This window comes from Mycobacterium attenuatum (genome assembly GCF_900566085.1).
GTDB lineage: Bacteria > Actinomycetota > Actinomycetes > Mycobacteriales > Mycobacteriaceae > Mycobacterium > Mycobacterium attenuatum.
In genome coordinates, this window is the sequence record NZ_UPHT01000019.1 from 1 (window position 1) to 16549 (window position 16549).

Annotated in this window: 17 protein-coding genes; 14 read left to right on the forward strand and 3 right to left on the reverse strand. The window is 67.2% G+C overall.

Annotated elements, in window-relative coordinates; all coding sequences use genetic code 11:
- Positions 1 to 59: 59 nt before the first annotated feature.
- Positions 60 to 2606, forward strand: a complete 2547-nt coding sequence (clpB, locus tag EET13_RS02815) for an ATP-dependent chaperone ClpB (RefSeq protein ID WP_122440867.1) — start codon at positions 60 to 62, stop codon at positions 2604 to 2606.
- Between the two features lie 109 nt (positions 2607 to 2715).
- On the opposite strand, the gene EET13_RS02820 is transcribed toward clpB, so the two are convergent.
- Positions 2716 to 3156, reverse strand: a complete 441-nt coding sequence (locus EET13_RS02820; protein ID WP_211186331.1) for a DsrE family protein — start codon at positions 3154 to 3156, stop codon at positions 2716 to 2718.
- A 200-nt stretch (positions 3157 to 3356) separates the two neighbouring features.
- Between EET13_RS02820 and ttfA the strand changes: the two genes are divergently transcribed.
- The 5 genes from ttfA to EET13_RS02845 are packed head-to-tail and all read left to right on the forward strand — an operon-like array spanning position 3357 to position 7098.
- The gene (gene ttfA / locus EET13_RS02825; RefSeq protein ID WP_122440868.1) at positions 3357 to 4211 is read left to right on the forward strand and encodes a trehalose monomycolate transport factor TtfA; all 855 of its coding nucleotides are present in this window, start codon (positions 3357 to 3359) and stop codon (positions 4209 to 4211) included.
- Positions 4212 to 4256: 45 nt separating this feature from the next.
- Positions 4257 to 5030 carry an SDR family NAD(P)-dependent oxidoreductase gene (locus EET13_RS02830; RefSeq protein ID WP_122440869.1) on the forward strand — a complete coding sequence of 258 codons (774 nt, stop codon included), beginning with the start codon at positions 4257 to 4259 and terminating at the stop codon, positions 5028 to 5030.
- A complete protein-coding gene (pyrE, locus tag EET13_RS02835; RefSeq protein WP_122440870.1) occupies positions 5017 to 5556 on the forward strand; it encodes an orotate phosphoribosyltransferase in 540 nt (179 codons plus the stop codon). Before EET13_RS02830 ends, pyrE begins: the two co-directional genes overlap by 14 nt.
- 10 nt (positions 5557 to 5566) lie before the next feature.
- Positions 5567 to 6457, forward strand: a complete 891-nt coding sequence (locus tag EET13_RS02840) for a hypothetical protein (protein ID WP_122440871.1) — start codon at positions 5567 to 5569, stop codon at positions 6455 to 6457.
- On the forward strand, positions 6454 to 7098 hold the full coding sequence (locus EET13_RS02845) for a TrmH family RNA methyltransferase (protein ID WP_122440940.1): 645 nt from the start codon (positions 6454 to 6456) through the stop codon (positions 7096 to 7098). The genes EET13_RS02840 and EET13_RS02845 overlap by 4 nt, the downstream gene beginning before the upstream one ends.
- A gap of 197 nt (positions 7099 to 7295) precedes the next feature.
- Here the strand turns inward: EET13_RS02845 and EET13_RS02850 are convergent, their stop codons facing one another.
- Entirely contained in the window at positions 7296 to 7514 is a 219-nt protein-coding gene (locus EET13_RS02850; RefSeq protein ID WP_023370097.1) for a dodecin family protein, read from the reverse strand.
- A gap of 17 nt (positions 7515 to 7531) precedes the next feature.
- A complete protein-coding gene (locus EET13_RS02855; protein WP_122440872.1) occupies positions 7532 to 8497 on the reverse strand; it encodes a LysR family transcriptional regulator in 966 nt (321 codons plus the stop codon).
- 33 nt (positions 8498 to 8530) lie between these two features.
- Here EET13_RS02855 and EET13_RS02860 point away from each other — a divergent pair, with 33 nt between their 5' ends.
- From EET13_RS02860 to EET13_RS02895, 8 genes are all read left to right on the forward strand, one after another.
- Positions 8531 to 9700 carry an XdhC family protein gene (locus tag EET13_RS02860; protein WP_168990655.1) on the forward strand — a complete coding sequence of 390 codons (1170 nt, stop codon included), beginning with the start codon at positions 8531 to 8533 and terminating at the stop codon, positions 9698 to 9700.
- Between the two features lie 31 nt (positions 9701 to 9731).
- The gene (locus EET13_RS02865) at positions 9732 to 10622 is read left to right on the forward strand and encodes an FAD binding domain-containing protein (protein WP_122440873.1); all 891 of its coding nucleotides are present in this window, start codon (positions 9732 to 9734) and stop codon (positions 10620 to 10622) included.
- Between the two features lie 71 nt (positions 10623 to 10693).
- Entirely contained in the window at positions 10694 to 11173 is a 480-nt protein-coding gene (locus EET13_RS02870; RefSeq protein WP_122440874.1) for a (2Fe-2S)-binding protein, read from the forward strand.
- Positions 11174 to 11178: 5 nt separating this feature from the next.
- Positions 11179 to 13578: an aerobic carbon-monoxide dehydrogenase large subunit gene (locus EET13_RS02875; RefSeq protein ID WP_425294217.1), complete on the forward strand. Its 2400-nt coding sequence runs from the start codon at positions 11179 to 11181 to the stop codon at positions 13576 to 13578.
- A 12-nt stretch (positions 13579 to 13590) separates the two neighbouring features.
- Entirely contained in the window at positions 13591 to 14460 is an 870-nt protein-coding gene (locus EET13_RS02880; RefSeq protein WP_122440875.1) for an XdhC family protein, read from the forward strand.
- Positions 14457 to 15032, forward strand: coding sequence for a nucleotidyltransferase family protein (locus EET13_RS02885; protein WP_122440876.1), 576 nt, complete (start codon positions 14457 to 14459; stop codon positions 15030 to 15032). The genes EET13_RS02880 and EET13_RS02885 overlap by 4 nt, the downstream gene beginning before the upstream one ends.
- Complete coding sequence (locus tag EET13_RS02890) at positions 15029 to 15925, forward strand: AAA family ATPase (protein ID WP_122440877.1); 897 nt, start codon at positions 15029 to 15031, stop codon at positions 15923 to 15925. Before EET13_RS02885 ends, EET13_RS02890 begins: the two co-directional genes overlap by 4 nt.
- Positions 15922 to 16542, forward strand: a complete 621-nt coding sequence (locus EET13_RS02895) for an SRPBCC family protein (RefSeq protein WP_122440878.1) — start codon at positions 15922 to 15924, stop codon at positions 16540 to 16542. The genes EET13_RS02890 and EET13_RS02895 overlap by 4 nt, the downstream gene beginning before the upstream one ends.
- The last annotated feature ends 7 nt before the right edge of the window (positions 16543 to 16549 follow it).

Sequence of the window (16549 nt, forward strand, 5' to 3'; positions counted from 1 at the left end):
CCCGAAATACCCCCCCGAACTACCCCCGAAGTACATAAGCACCCCCGAACGGAGTTGTTGTGGACTCTTTCAATCCGACCACCAAGACCCAGGCGGCGCTGACCTCGGCGCTGCAGGCGGCTTCGGCCGCCGGCAATCCCGAGATCCGGCCGGCTCACTTGCTGATGGCCCTGTTGACGCAGGCCGACGGAATCGCCGGGCCGCTGCTCGAGGCCGTCGGTGTCGAACCCGCCGCGATCCGCGCCGAAGCGCAGCGCGTGCTCGACCGGTTGCCGCAGATCAGCGGCGCCAGCTCGCAGCCGCAGCTATCTCGCGAATCCCTGGCGGCGATCACCGCCGCGCAGCACCTGGCCACCGAGCTCGACGACGAGTACGTCTCCACCGAGCACGTGATGGTCGGCCTGGCCACCGGTGATTCCGAGGTCGCCAAACTACTGAACGGCCACGGCGCCTCGCCTCAGGCTCTGCGGGAGGCGTTCGTCAAGGTCCGCGGTAGTGCCCGGGTGACCAGCCCCGAACCCGAGGCGACGTATCAGGCGCTGGAGAAGTACTCCACCGACCTGACCGCACGCGCCCGCGAAGGCAAGCTCGACCCGGTGATTGGGCGCGACAACGAGATTCGCCGCGTGGTGCAGGTGCTGAGCCGTCGCACCAAGAACAACCCGGTGCTCATCGGCGAGCCCGGCGTCGGCAAGACCGCGATCGTGGAGGGCCTGGCCCAGCGCATCGTGGCCGGCGACGTGCCCGAAAGCCTGCGCGACAAGACGATCATCGCCCTGGATCTGGGCTCGATGGTGGCCGGTTCGAAGTACCGCGGCGAGTTCGAGGAACGGCTAAAAGCCGTGCTCGATGACATCAAGAACTCGGCCGGGCAGATCATCACCTTCATCGACGAGCTGCACACCATCGTCGGCGCCGGCGCGACCGGCGAGGGCGCGATGGACGCCGGCAACATGATCAAGCCGATGCTGGCCCGTGGCGAACTGCGGCTGGTCGGCGCGACCACGCTCGACGAGTACCGCAAGTACATCGAGAAAGACGCGGCCCTCGAGCGTCGTTTCCAGCAGGTGTTCGTCGGGGAGCCGTCGGTGGAGGACACCATCGGTATCCTGCGCGGGCTCAAAGACCGCTACGAGGTGCACCACGGCGTCCGGATCACTGACTCGGCGTTGGTCGCCGCGGCCACGCTGTCCGACCGCTACATCACCGCGCGCTTCCTGCCGGACAAGGCGATCGACCTGGTGGATGAATCGGCCAGCCGGCTGCGGATGGAAATCGACTCGCGGCCCGTCGAGATCGACGAGGTGGAGCGGCTGGTCCGCCGGCTGGAGATCGAGGAAATGGCGCTGGCCAAGGAGGAGGACGCGGCCTCCAAAGAGCGGCTGGAGAAGCTGCGCGCCGAGCTGGCCGACCAGAAAGAAAAGCTGGCAGAACTTACTGCGCGCTGGCAGAACGAAAAGAACGCCATCGAGATCGTCCGTGAGCTCAAGGAGCAGCTGGAAGCCCTGCGCGGCGAATCCGAGCGGGCCGAACGCGACGGTGACCTGGCCAAGGCCGCCGAGCTGCGCTACGGACGCATCCCCGAGGTCGAGAAGAAACTCGAGGCGGCGCTGCCGGAGGCTCAGGCCCGTGAGCAGGTGATGCTCAAGGAAGAGGTCGGCCCGGACGACATCGCCGACGTGGTGTCGGCCTGGACGGGCATCCCGGCCGGCCGGCTGCTGGAAGGCGAGACGGCCAAGTTGCTGCGGATGGAAGACGAGCTGGGCAAGCGCGTCGTCGGGCAGAAGAAGGCGGTGCAGGCGGTGTCGGACGCGGTGCGTCGCAGCCGGGCCGGCGTCTCCGACCCCAACCGGCCGACGGGGGCGTTCATGTTCCTCGGGCCGACCGGTGTCGGTAAGACCGAGCTGGCCAAGGCGCTGGCCGACTTCCTGTTCGACGACGAGCGCGCGATGGTGCGCATCGACATGAGCGAATACGGCGAGAAGCACACCGTGGCCCGGTTGATCGGTGCCCCGCCCGGCTATGTCGGGTACGAGGCCGGTGGTCAGCTGACCGAATCGGTGCGCCGCCGTCCCTACACGGTGGTCCTGTTCGACGAGGTCGAGAAGGCCCACCCCGACGTGTTCGACGTGCTGCTGCAGGTGCTCGACGAAGGCCGGCTCACCGACGGCCATGGTCGCACGGTCGACTTCCGCAACACCATCTTGATCCTGACGTCCAATTTAGGATCGGGCGGCAGCGAGGAACAGGTGATGGCCGCGGTGCGGGCCACGTTCAAGCCGGAGTTCATCAACCGGCTGGACGACGTGCTGATCTTCGAGGGCCTCAACCCCGAGGAACTGGTGCAGATCGTCGACATCCAGCTGGCGCAGCTGCAGAAACGGCTGGCGCAACGGCGGTTGCAGCTCGAGGTGTCGCTGCAAGCCAAGCAGTGGCTGGCGCATCGCGGATTCGACCCGGTGTACGGCGCGCGTCCGTTGCGGCGGCTGGTCCAGCAGGCCATCGGCGACCAGCTGGCCAAGATGCTGCTGGCCGGCGAGGTGCACGACGGCGACGTGGTGCCGGTCAATGTCAGCGCTGACGGCGACTCCCTGATCCTGGGCTAAGTTCCCTGGGCGAGCAGACGCGTAAGCCCCCTTTTCGGAACGAAAATGGGGGCTTACGCGTCTGCTCGGCGTGACGGCCGCTGGGTGCCCAGGCCCCTCTAGGCTTTTTCTACGCCTCCGAAATTTTCACATACCCCTGCTGCACCAGCTGGGTCAACCTCGCCATGGCGTTCCTGTTGACTTTGATTCCGGGAATCAAATCGGCATTGCGCCAACCGTTGGCTCTGGCGGTAGCGCCGCACAGCTCGAATTGGGCGCCCTTGGCCATCAGGCCGGCAATCATCTGTTTGTACGGATTACCGGTACTGACGTGCCGGTTCGCGTTATACGCCTCATCGTCGAGGGTCACATGTCCGGCATTAGTGTGGAACACGGCGATTACCTCGGCCGCGGCGCCCCAGTCCGCGGCATCGTTGACCACGATTCCCAGGTGGAACAGTACGGCTGGCATGTCTCCCTCGAACGTCAGCGATGCCACGCTGAATACGACTTTCACCTCATCGAGCTGGACTGGAATGTCGATGTGTGGCGGCAGGTCTGGAAGCGACACGGATGGGCTCCTATTTAGAGGACAGGATGACAGTCCTGATCGCGACCCGACGGTACCTCAGCGCATCGCATGTATGTTCGGCCCACCCAATATCGGCCACCCGATACCGGCCTGCGACGCGCCTGGTTTTTCGTCCTGTGATTCGGTTGTGACCTGGTCGGATTCTCTATTGGAGCCGATCAGCAGATAGGCTGTCTTCCGTGGTCCCGCTTTGGTTCACGCTGTCCGCGCTGTGCTTCGTCGGTGCGGTGGTGTTGCTGTACGTCGACATCGATCGACAACGCGGGCGCAGCAGACGTCGTAGGTCGTGGGCGCGGTCGCACGGCTTCGACTACGAGCGCGAATCGACCGAAATCCTGCACCGCTGGAAGCGCGGTGTGATGTCGACGGTCGGCGATGTTCCGGCCAAGAATGTCGTGCTGGGTCAGATCCGCGGCGAGGCTGTCTACATCTTCGACCTCGAGGAAGTCGCCACGGTCATCGCCCTGCACCGCAAGGTGGGCACCAACGTCGTGGTCGACCTGCGGCTCAAGGGGCTCAAGGAGCCACGAGAAAGCGACATCTGGTTGCTCGGCGCGATCGGGCCGCGGATGGTCTATTCCACCAACCTCGACGCGGCCCGGCGGGCTTGCGACCGGCGCATGGTCACCTTCGCCCACACCGCACCCGACTGCGCCGAGATCATGTGGAACGAGCAGAACTGGACGATGATCAGCATGCCGATCTCGAGCACCCGCGCGCAGTGGGACGAGGGGCTGCGCACCGTGCGCCAGTTCAACGACCTGTTGCGGGTGTTGCCGCCGCTGCCGCAGGAGGACAACCCCCAGGAGAGCTCTCCGGAGAGCAAAGAGCCGGTGCGCAACGCGGCACCTGGCCGTCCGTTGGCTTCCGCCCGTCAGGCCGAGTTGCCGCCCCGGCGCGCTCAGGTGGACCCGGCTGCCGGTCTGCTACCGGACCCGGCACGTCGGACGGCCGAGCCGGCGCATCGTGACGAAGGGGTTCGGCGTCCGCCCACCAGCCGCAACGGCCGCCAGGCCAGCAACTACCAGCACTGATAGCGCGGCCCGGCGGGCGAGCGGGCGGTCAGTACACTGTCGCTCATGCCACGGCCCGTCGCGCTGATCACAGGTCCGACTTCCGGGATTGGCACCGGCTACGCGCGGCGCTACGCCCGTGATGGCTACGACGTGGTTCTTGTCGCCCGTGATGTCGACCGGTTGCGGCAATTGGCCGCAGAGTTGGAAGCGCAGGCCGGCAACGTCGAAATCCTGCCCGCCGACCTGGCCGACGCGGCCGACCGCGCCAAGGTCGCCGAACGGCTCGCCCGGGGAGTCCGGGTATTGGTCAACAATGCTGGGTTGGGCACGTCCGGGGAATTCTGGACGACCGATCCCGCCCTGCTGCAGGCGCAGCTGGACGTCAACGTGACCGCCGTGATGCAGCTGACCCGGGCCGCGTTGCCCGCCATGATCGAGGCCGCTACGGGCACCGTCGTCAACATCGCCAGCGTCGCTGGTCTCCTGTCGGGCCGCGCCTCGACCTACTCGGCGTCCAAGGCCTGGGTGATCTCGTTCAGTGAGGGTCTGGCCAACGGATTGCAAGGCACCGGCGTCGGCGTGCACGCCGTATGTCCCGGCTACGTGCACACCGAATTCCATGCCCGGGCGGGCCTCGAGATGCCCAAGGTGCCGTCGTACATGTGGCTCGAGATCGACGACGTGGTCAGCCAAAGCCTGGCCGATGTCAACCGCGGCAAGGTGATCAGCGTTCCCGGCCTGCAGTACAAAGCGATCGCCGCGGCCGGACGGATGATGCCGCGGGGCCTGGTCAGGGCGGCCGTCAAACGCGTCGGCGGTGGTCGTGACCGAAGCTGACCGCGACGAGCTTGCCGAGCTGGTGCGCCGGTTGTCGGTGGTGCACGGGCGCGTGACCCTGTCGTCGGGCAAGCAGGCCGACTACTACGTCGACCTGCGCCGCGCTACCTTGCACCATCGGGCGTCGGCTCTGATCGGCAGGCTGATGCGCGAGCTCACCGCCGATTGGGACTATGCGCTCGTCGGCGGTCTGACGCTGGGCGCCGACCCCGTGGCGACGGCCGTCATGCACGCGCCCGGCCGCCCGATCGATGCGTTCGTCGTCCGGAAGTCAGCGAAAACCCATGGCTTGCAGCGCATTATCGAAGGATCCGAGGTGTCCGGCCAGCGGGTTCTGGTGGTCGAGGACACCAGCACGACCGGCAACTCCGCGCTGACGGCGGTAAGCGCCGTCCAGGACGCCGGCGGCGAGGTGGTCGGCGTGGCCACGGTGGTTGACCGCGCCACCGGTGCCGCCGAGGCCATCGAGGCCGCGGGTCTGTCGTACCGCAGCGTGCTGGGGCTCGCCGACCTGGGACTGGGCTAGGCCGCCGGCGGTGCGGGTTCTGGTTGCGCTGATCGTGGTGCTGTCCTGCCTGGCCTGCTCCCGGTCGGCACCGGATCGCATCTACGGCGCCCAGAGCGCCCGGCTGGGCGAGTCGCTGCCGGTGCTGGGGTGGAACATGGCCGTGTCGAATCTGCGCTGGTCCGGTGACTATGTGCTGGTTGACATCGATGCCTCGCCGAGCGATCCGCATGCCCCGCACGCCAAACCCGAGGACGTTCGCTACGGCCTCTACGGAGCGCTATCCCATCCGCTGGAGTCGACCGGCCTCGGCAGTTGCGACGACGCGATGACCAAGGTGCACGATATCGCCAAGCCGCTGTCGGCGCCGCCCGACCGGCTCACCGGCACGGTCTGTCTGGGCCCGCTGACCGACCGCAGCGCGGTGCGCGGTGTGTATACCTATTCGCCGCACGATCGGATCGCCAATACCGCGGCCGCTTACCCGGCCGCATTTCCGGTGGGGATGTTGCCGACGAATCAGAACGACACCGGCCTGACGGTCAAGAGCACCAGCTTGTCGGCCTGGCGCGCCGACGGTACGCCGGTGACCAAGACCCAGCTCGGGGACCCGGCGGCGTTCACCGGCAACGGCTACATGCTGCTCGGGTTGGCGGCCGACGCGCTGGCGACCCGCTATCGCGACGACTCCGCCGCCCGCGGCGGGCCGATGATGCTGCTTGCCGCGCCGACGCTGCCCGGCCGCGGATTGAGCCCGGCGTGCGCGATCTACGGCTCATCGGTGCTGATCCTGCCGGACGCCTCCCGCGACGCCGTACACGTCGACGCCTCGCTGTGCACCCAGGGTGAAATCAACCAGGCGCTGCTGTATGCGACGGTGGCGATCGTGGGCACTCACGCCACGGTGTGGACGTCGCGATGAACGAAGCGGGGCCCACCGAATGGGCGGTGCCGGCCGGCGGTATCGGTCCCTGGGTGGGTGACCTGCCCGACGACATCCGTTATGACCCAGAGTTGTTGCGCGACGGCGATACTCGCAACGTTGTCGACGCGTATCGGTATTGGACCAGGGAAGCGATCGTCGCCGACATCGACACCCGCCGGCACCTGCTGCATGTGGCGATCGAGAACTTCGGCCACGACGCCAATATCGGTTCGGTGGTGCGCACCGCCAACGCGTTCGCCGTGGACACCGTGCACATCGTGGGCCGCCGGCGCTGGAACCGGCGTGGCGCCATGGTGACCGACCGCTACCAGCGATTGCGCCACCACGACAGCACGGCCGAGCTGCTGGGCTTCGCGTCTGGAGCCGGATTGACGGTGGTCGCCGTCGACAATGTCCCGGGCGCTGTGCGGCTGGAAGAAACGCCGCTGCCGCGGGAGTGCCTGCTGGTGTTCGGTCAGGAAGGACCGGGCATCACCGACGACGCCCGCGCCGGGGCGTCGATCACGGTGTCGATCGCACAGTTCGGCTCGACTCGCAGCATCAACGCCGGCGTGGCCGCCGGCATCGCAATGCACGCCTGGATACGGCAGCACGCCGATCTGTCGCGAGCGTGGTGATTCGAGTGTGTGTCTGTGGCATTGAGTGTGTGTCTGTGGCGGCGTTCGGCCCAATCCGCAGCCCTGGATACACAGTCAACGCCGCAGAAGCACATTCGGCGCCTGGGTTCGACGGCGAATTGGTCGGGTGGTTTTGCCGGCCTCGTGTTGGGTCAGCGCCCGCAGAAGCACATTCGGCGCCTGGGTCCGACGGCGAATTAGTCGCGGGGTTTTGCCGGCCTCATCTTGAACGAGATCTCGAGCTTGATCCGGAAGGTGATCTTGCCGCTCGAATCCACCGACATGTCCTGCTCGATGACCCGGGCTACCCGGATGTCGTCGACGCTTTCCCGCGCCCGCTGTACCGCCTCCGCCGCGGCCTGCTCCCAGGAGGTGGGGCTGGTCCCGATGATGTCGATCACCTTGTACACGCTCATGGGGCTACAGCGTATAGCTAACTCCACAACGTGACGTGGACCTTCGGGCGGAACCGCGCCACCCCGACCCCGCTGCCCCGGATCATCGCCTGGGTGCACCGCGGTGTGGTGATGAAGCGGACCAGTTCCGATACCGCGGGTTGGCGGGCCGCGGGCGGCAACGTCGACGCACACCACTCGCCGGATCTATCCAGTCCCGGACCCGTCACGTGCACCAACCGTCCGGCGGCCAGGTCCTTAGCGACCGCGAAGCCGATAGTCAGCGTGACACCGCCGACGCGCCGGATCTCTTCGAGGGCGGCGGCATCGCTCTGAAAGATTCGCTGCTGTGATTCCGGGATCGCCAAGTCCCGCAACATGTTTGCAATCTCGCCGTCAAAGCTGCCCGCCGACGGGCCAAGCATCCACTGCTGCTGGCGCAACAACGAGGGCGTCGGCAGGCCCGCGGCCAGCGGGCTGTTGGGCGCCACGACGGTGATGATCTGATACTTCAGAAACGCCCGTACGAATAGTGCACCGTCGGCACCTCGGCAGCTTTCACTGGCCGGGCCGATCGCAATGTCGACGGCACGCGACAGGATCAGGTCGCGGAATCGGCTCGTTGGATGCACGCTCAACTCGACAGACAAGTCGTCGGCGCGAGACGAGAACAACTCGATCAAGCCGGGCGCCGCATGCTCGGCGAAGGTGCTGGACGCCGCGATGCGCAGCAGCCGCCGGCCATGGGCGGCCTCGGTGACCTCGATCGCCGTTTGCTGCTGCAGGCCCAGGATTTCCACCGCCCGGCTGGCCAGCCGCAACCCGCCGGGGGTAAACGCCAGCCCGGCACCGGTCCTGGTGAACAGTTGGTCGTCGAGCTCTTTGCGCAGCGCCGCGATGTGCATCGACACCCCCGCGTCGGAGAGCCCCAGCTCTGCGGCGGCTGCTCGCACCGAGCCCAACCGAACCACCGCCGAATAGGCCCGAAGTTGAGCCGGAGTCATGGAAAGAGCCTACTTCTGGCCTAATTTAAGGGGGTGCGTGACGTGCTTGCCGAGTTGCTGTCAATATGGCGCGCCGGTGAAACCGCCGGGTTGGCGACGGTGGTGCGGACCGTGCGGTCGGCGCCCCGGCCGCCTGGCGCGGCGATGGTGGTGGCGCCCGACGGTTCGGTGAGTGGCTCGGTGTCGGGTGGTTGCGTGGAAGGCGCTGTCTACGAGCTCGCCGCCGAGGTGGTGCACACCGGGATTCCGCGGCTGCAACGGTATGGGTTCAGCGACGATGACGCCTTTGCGGTGGGCCTGACCTGTGGCGGCATCATCGACGTCTTCGTCGAATCCGCCTCGCAGGCAACGTTTCCTGAACTCGGCGCGGTGGCCCGCGACATCGCCGGCCATCGGCCGGTGGCCATCGCGACGGTGATCGCGCACCCGGACGCACACTGGGTGGGCCGGCGGCTGGTCGTGCATCCGGACGCCGGCAGCCCCGCCGCGGGATCGCTGGGTTCGGCGCGCGCCGACGCCGCGGTCACCGACGACGCGCGCGGTCTGCTTGCGCTGGGGCGCAACGAAATCCTCGAGTACGGGCCCGACGGACAACGCCGCGGCGAAGGCATGGAAGTCTTCGTCGCCAGCTACGCGCCGCGCCCGCGGATGCTGGTATTCGGCGCGATCGACTTCGCCTCCGCGCTGGCCCGGCAGGGATCATTGCTCGGGTATCGGGTCACCGTCTGCGACGCCCGCGCGGTGTTCGCCACGGCGACACGGTTTCCGACGGCCGACGAGGTGGTCGTCGACTGGCCACACCGCTACCTGGCCGTCCAGGCGGCGGCGGGCGCCATCGACGAGCGCACCGTCATCTGCGTGCTCACCCACGACCCGAAGTTCGACGTCCCGGTATTGGAGGTGGCGCTGCGCCTGCCGAAGGCCGGATATGTGGGTGCCATGGGGTCGCGCCAGACCCACGACGACCGGTTGCGGCGGCTGCGCGCGGCGGGGCTGACCGAGGCCGAACTGAGCCGGTTGTCCAGCCCGATCGGCCTGGACCTCGGCGCGCGCACGCCCGAGGAGACCGCGGTGTCGATCGCCGCCGACATCATCGCCCGGCGGTGGGGCGGCGGCGGGCGCCCGCTGGCCGAGACCGACGGGCGGATCCACCACGACACGCAGGTAGACGGCGACTTCAGGGATCACTTAACTCGATATTGACGCTGGTTCTGCCGCGGCTGACACTGACGGCATGCAAGTACCTGGGCCTTTCGAATACGAGCGTGCGACCAGCGTCGACCACGCCATCGGATTACTGGATCGGCTGGGGGAGGGGGCGCGGATCGTCGCCGGCGGCCACAGCCTGCTGCCGATGATGAAGCTGCGCATCGCCAACCCCGAATATCTCATCGACATCAACGACCTGGTGCCCGAGCTCGGATATGTGATCACCGACCCGACCCTGGTGCGCATCGGGGCGATGACGCGGCATCGCGAGATCCTGGAGTCCGACACGCTGGCCGCGGCGTGCCCGATCTTCCGTGACGCCGAACGCGTGATCGCCGACCCGGTGGTCCGCAACCGTGGCACCCTGGGCGGTTCGCTGTGCCAAGCGGATCCGGCCGAGGACCTGTCGACGGTGTGCACCGTGCTGGACGCCGTGTGCCTGGCGCGCGGACCCGCAGGCGAGCGCGAGATCGCGATCGATGACTTTCTGGCCGGCCCGTACGAAACCACGCTGGCACCCAACGAGATCCTAGTTGAGGTACGTATCCCGGTGCGGCTCAACACCTCCAGTGCCTACGCGAAAGTCGAACGACGGGTTGGTGATTGGGCTGTCACCGCCGCCGGTTCGTCGATCACCCTCGATGGCGACACCATAGCCGCGGTGCGGGTGGGCCTGACTGCGGTCAATCCCAACAGGACGGCGCTCGCGGAGCTTTCCGAAGCATTGGTAGGCCAGCTCGCCACCGAAGAGGTCTTTGCCGACGCGGGCCGGCGGGCGGGTCAAGCCTGCGATCCGGTAACCGATATCCGTGGCACCGAGGAATACAAGCGGCACCTGGCTTCCGAACTGACCATCCGCACGCTGCGCACCGCGGCCGAGCGGGTGCGCAATATCCCTGAGCCGGAAGGGAACTAACGGCGATCGCAACCGCGGCGTAGCCGGATGTAACGGGTCGCCGCACCACAAGGACCCGATAAGGAGAAATCATGCAGCTGAATATGACCGTCAATGGCGAGCAGGTGACCGCCGAGGTAGAACCCCGAATGCTGCTGGTGCACTTCCTGCGAGACCAGTTGGGGCTCACCGGAACTCACTGGGGCTGCGACACCAGCAACTGCGGAACGTGTGTGGTCGACCTCGACGGCGTGCCGGTGAAGTCCTGCACAATGCTGGCCGTGATGGCATCCGGCCACAGCGTTAGGACTGTAGAGGGCCTAGCCGGACCGAACGGCGCTCTCGATCCGGTGCAGGAAGGGTTCATGCGCTGCCACGGGCTGCAATGCGGCTTCTGTACCCCGGGAATGATGATCACCGCCCGGGCCTTGCTGGACCGCAATCCCGATCCCGACGAACAGACCATCCGGGAGGCGATCTCCGGGCAGATCTGCCGCTGCACCGGATACACGACGATTGTGCGCTCCATCCAATGGGCCGCGCAGCACAGCACCGCGAAGGCCGAGTCATGACCACGATGAAGGATGGGGCGTCCAGGCCGCCGTCACCCGAAGACATCGCTGACAACGACCAAAAGCCGTGCGGTCACGGCCGGATGCTGCGCAAGGAGGACCCCCGCTTCATCCGCGGCCGCGGCACCTACGTCGACGACGTCACGCTGCCCGGCATGCTGCACCTCGCCATCTTGCGGTCCCCGTATGCGCATGCCCGCATCGTGAGCATCGATGCCACTGCGGCCCTTGCCCATCCGAAGGTCAAGGCGGTGGTGACCGGTGCCGACCTGGCCGAGAAGGGCCTGGCCTGGATGCCCACGCTGGCGGGCGACGTGCAGGCCGTGCTGGCTACCGACAAGGTGCGCTTCCAGGGGCAGGAGGTGGCGTTTGTCGTTGCCACCGACCGGTATTCGGCCCGCGATGCCCTGGAGCTGATCGACGTCGAGTATGACCCGCTGGATCCCGTTGTGGACGTCCGCAAGGCGCTCGACCCGGCCGCACCGGTGATCCGCACCGACCTCGACGGCAAGAGCGACAACCACGTCTTCGACTGGGAGACCGGCGACGCGGCCGCCACAGAGGCGGTGTTCGCGCGCGCCGACGTCGTCGTCAAGCAGGAGATGGTCTACCCGCGGGTGCACCCGGCGCCGATGGAAACCTGTGGCGCAGTAGCCGATTTGGACCCGGTTAGCGGCAAGCTGACGTTGTGGACCACCTCGCAGGCACCGCACGCGCACCGGACGCTGTACGCATTGGTCGCCGGTTTACCCGAACACAAGATCCGGGTGATCTCGCCCGACATCGGCGGCGGCTTCGGCAACAAGGTGCCGATCTACCCCGGATATGTGTGCGCGATCGTTGGTTCGTTGGTGCTGGGCAAGCCGGTCAAGTGGATGGAGGACCGCAGCGAAAACCTGACCTCGACCAGCTTCGCGCGCGACTACATCATGGTCGGCGAAATCGCCGCCACTAAGGACGGCAACATCCTGGCGCTGCGGTCCAACGTGCTGGCCGATCACGGCGCGTTCAACGGCCAGGCCGCGCCGGCGAAGTACCCGGCTGGCTTCTTCGGGGTGTTCACCGGCAGCTACGACCTGGAGGCCGCCTACTGCCACATGACCGCGGTGTACACCAACAAGGCGCCCGGCGGGGTGGCCTACGCGTGCTCGTTCCGCATCACCGAGGCGGTGTACTTCGTCGAGCGGCTGGTGGACTGCCTGGCCTTCGAGCTGAAGATGGACCCGGCGCAGCTGCGGCTGCGAAACCTGTTGCGGCCCGAGCAATTCCCGTACACCACCAAGACGGGCTGGGTCTACGACTCGGGCGACTACGTGGCCACCATGCGCAAGGCGATGGACATGATCGGCTACGACGCGCTGCGGGCCGAGCAAAAGGCCAAGCGGGAGCGCGGTGAGCTGATGGGCATCGGCATGTCGTTCTTCACCGAGGCCGTCGGCGCAGGCCCGCGCAAGGACATGGACATCCTGGGCCTGGGCATGGCCGACGGCTGCGAGCTGCGGGTGCATCCGACGGGCAAGGCCGTGGTGCGTCTGTCGGTGCAGACGCAGGGTCAGGGGCACGAGACGACTTTCGCGCAGATCGTCGCCGAGGAGCTGGGCATCCCGCCCGATGACATCGAGGTGGTGCACGGCGACACCGACCAGACCCCGTTCGGGCTGGGCACCTACGGCAGCCGCTCAACCCCGGTGTCGGGCGGAGCCGCGGCGCTGGTGGCCCGCAAGGTGCGTGACAAGGCCAAGATCATCGCCTCGGGCATGCTGGAAGTTTCGGTGGCCGATTTGGAATGGGAGAAGGGCAAGTTCTACGTCAAAGGTGACCCTGCGGCATCGGTGACGATCGCCGACATCGCGATGCGCGCCCACGGCGCCGGTGATCTGCCGGAGGGTATCGAGGGCGGGCTGGACGCCGAGGTCTGCTACAACCCGTCGAACCTGACCTACCCCTACGGCGCGTACTTCTGCGTGGTAGACGTAGATCCGGGCACTGGTGTGGTCAAGGTGCGGCGCTTTTTGGCCGTCGATGACTGCGGTACCCGGATCAACCCGATGATCATCGAGGGTCAGGTGCACGGCGGCGTCGTCGACGGAATCGGCATGGCGCTGATGGAGATGATCGCCTTCGACGAGGACGGCAACTGCCTGGGCGGTTCGCTGATGGACTACCTGATCCCGACCGCGCTGGAGGTGCCGCATATAGAGACCGGGCATACCGTGACGCCGTCGCCGCATCATCCCATCGGCGCCAAGGGAATTAGTGAGTCGGCTACCGTCGGGTCGCCGCCCGCGGTGGTGAACGCGGTGGTGGATGCGTTGGCGCCGTTCGCGGTTCGCCACGCTGATATGCCGTTGACCCCGTCGCGGGTGTGGGAGGCCATGCAGGGCCGTGCCAGACCGCCGATCTAGCCGGGAGCGTAGATGACTATCAGTGAGCGAGCGGCGCAGCTTGCCGCGACCCGGACACCCTTCGTGCACGCCACCGTGGTGCGAGCCCAGCCGCCCACCTCGGCCTATCCCGGTGATGAGGCGATATTGTTGGCGGACGGCACAATTGAAGGGTTCGTCGGTGGCGAGTGTGCGCAGAACTCGGTCCGCAAGGCCGCGCTGGGTGCATTGCAGGCCGGCGAAAGTGTGCTGCTGCGGGTGCTTCCCGACGGCGATGTGCATTTCCCGGAAGCACCCGGCGCCTGCGTGGTGGTCAACCCATGTCTGTCCGGCGGGGCGTTGGAGATCTTTTTGACCCCGCAGCTGCCCGCGCCGCTCATCCGGGTCTACGGCACCACGCCCATCGCCGACGCGCTGATTCAGTTGTGCGCCCTGCTGGGCTATGACGCCCAACGCGAGACGGATCTCAGCGGGACGACGGCCGTCGTGATCGCCAGCCACGGCGGACCGGAAGCCGAAATCATCCGCGCCGCATTGGATAGCGGAGTGGGCTATATCGGCCTGGTGGCCAGCAGGGTTCGCGGCGCCTCGATCCTGGATTCGCTCAACCTGTCCGACGCCGAACGGGTTCGCGTGCATACGCCGGTCGGGTTGGCCATCGGCGCCAAGACGCCCGCCGAGATCGCGGTGGCGATCACGGCGGAGCTGATCGCCGCACTCCGCGGCGGTAGCCTCGACCCGCCGGATCGGTCCAGCGGAATGGTCCGGGAGGCGATCGACCCGGTGTGCGGCATGACGGTGACCGTCGGGCCCGCGACCGAGCACCTGCGCCTGGACGGCACCGACCACTGGTTCTGTGGTCCCCGATGCCGCGCCGCATTCGCGGGCAAAGCCGTCGGATGACGGTCACCGGTGTCGTGCTGGCGGCCGGCAGTTCCCGTCGGCTGGGTACGCCCAAACAGCTACTGGCATACCGGAATACTACGTTGCTCGGGGCAACGCTCGAGGTCGCTCGCCGTGCCGCGTTCGATCAGCTCATCGTCACCCTTGGCGGGGCCGCCGACAAGGTGCGTCGCGCGGTGTCGCTGGCCGGGCTCGACGTGGCCGTCGCCGACGACCACGGGGCCGGGTGTTCGGCTTCGTTGCGAGCCGCATTGAAACAGGTGGACCCGCAGTCCGCCGGCATCGTGCTGATGCTGGGCGATCAGCCCGGAGTGGCCCCCGCGGCGCTGCGGCAGCTGGTGACCCTGGGCCCGGCGGCCGAGATCATGGTGTGCCGCTATTCCGACGGTGTTGGGCATCCAATCTGGCTGAGCTGCAGCATCTTCGGCGAGCTTTCGCGATTGCACGGTGACAAGGGGGTCTGGAAACTGATGGAGTCGGGCCGGCGCCCGGTGGGCGAACTTGCGGTCGACGGTCCGATGCCGTTCGACGTGGACACCTGGGAGGACTATCGGCGGCTGGTGAGATCATGACGTTCGCCGAGCCCGACGACGTGGTGCGCCGGTTCGATGCCCGGGACTACCTGCTCGACCTGGGGACCGCCTCGGCGATCTATCTCGCGATCACCCTCGGCAGACCGCTGCTGCTGGAAGGTGAACCCGGAGTCGGCAAGACAACAGCTGCCAAAACGCTCGCCGCGGTGCTGGATACGACGCTGATAAGGCTGCAGTGCTACGAAGGGCTGACGGCGAGCGAGGCTCTCTATGACTGGAACTACCAACGGCAGCTGCTGTCCATCCGGCTGGCCGAAGCGCAGGGCGCCGGTATTCACGAGGCGGATCTCTACACCGAGGCCTACCTGGTGGACCGGCCCATCCTGCGTTGTGTACGCCATCGGGGACCTCGGCCGCCGGTGCTGCTGATCGACGAAATCGACCGCGCCGATGACGAATTCGAGGCGCTGCTGCTGGAATTCCTCGGCGAGTCCGCGGTCACCGTCCCGGAGTTGGGTACCTTCGTTGCCGAGCGTCCGCCGATCGCGGTGCTGACCTCCAACCGCAGCCGTGACCTGCACGACGCCCTGCGGCGGCGGTGCCTGTACCACTGGATCGAGTACCCCGAGCCGGCCCGGGCCGCCGCGATCGTGCGCCGTACGGTACCCGGGGCCACCGCGCCGCTGATCGAGCACGCCACCCAATTCGTCGGCCGCGCACGCGATCTCGACCTAGACAAGCCACCGGGGGTGGCCGAGACCATCGACTGGGTCGCGGCCCTGGTGGCGCTAGGCGTCGGGGATCTGGTGGACTCGGCTCCGCTGGTCACGCTGGGGGCACTGGCCAAGACGCCCGACGACCGTACCCTGATCCGCGACTTTTACCACGCCTTTGTCGAGTACACCCCGGACATGAGAGGACCCGCGCGATGAAGATTGCCAACGAGTTCACCGTCAGCGCTCCGATCGAGCAGGCCTGGGACGTGCTGTGTGACCTCGAGAAGGTGATTCCGCTGATGCCCGGGGCGCAACTGACCGGCCACGAGGGCGACGAATACCTCGGCAAGGTCAAGGTCAAGGTCGGCCCGGTCACCAGCGAATTCAGCGGCAAGGTGCGCATCGTCGAGCAGGACCGCGGCCAGCACCGCGCCGTCATCGACGCCAAAGGCAAGGAGTCGCGGGGCACCGGCAACGCGGCCGCCACCGTCACCGCCCAGCTACGCGAGGCGGGGGAGCGTACCCAGGTGACCGTCGACACCGACCTGAAGATCGTCGGCAAGCTGGCCCAGTTCGGCAGCGGAATGCTGCAGCAGGTGTCGGAAAAGCTGCTGAGCCAGTTCGTGGATTCGCTGGAGGCCGAACTTGCGGCCAGCGGCCAGCCGGCCCCAGCAGGTCCCTTGGCAGCGGCGGCAACCGTCGCGGCTGCCGAGCCCGCACCGATCGACCTCATCGAGCTCGCCGGCGGCGACCGGCTCAAGAAATACGCGACCGTGGCGCTGGCGGTGACAGTCGTGACGATCCTGCTGTGGGTGCTGCGACGGCGACGCTGACGGCGTG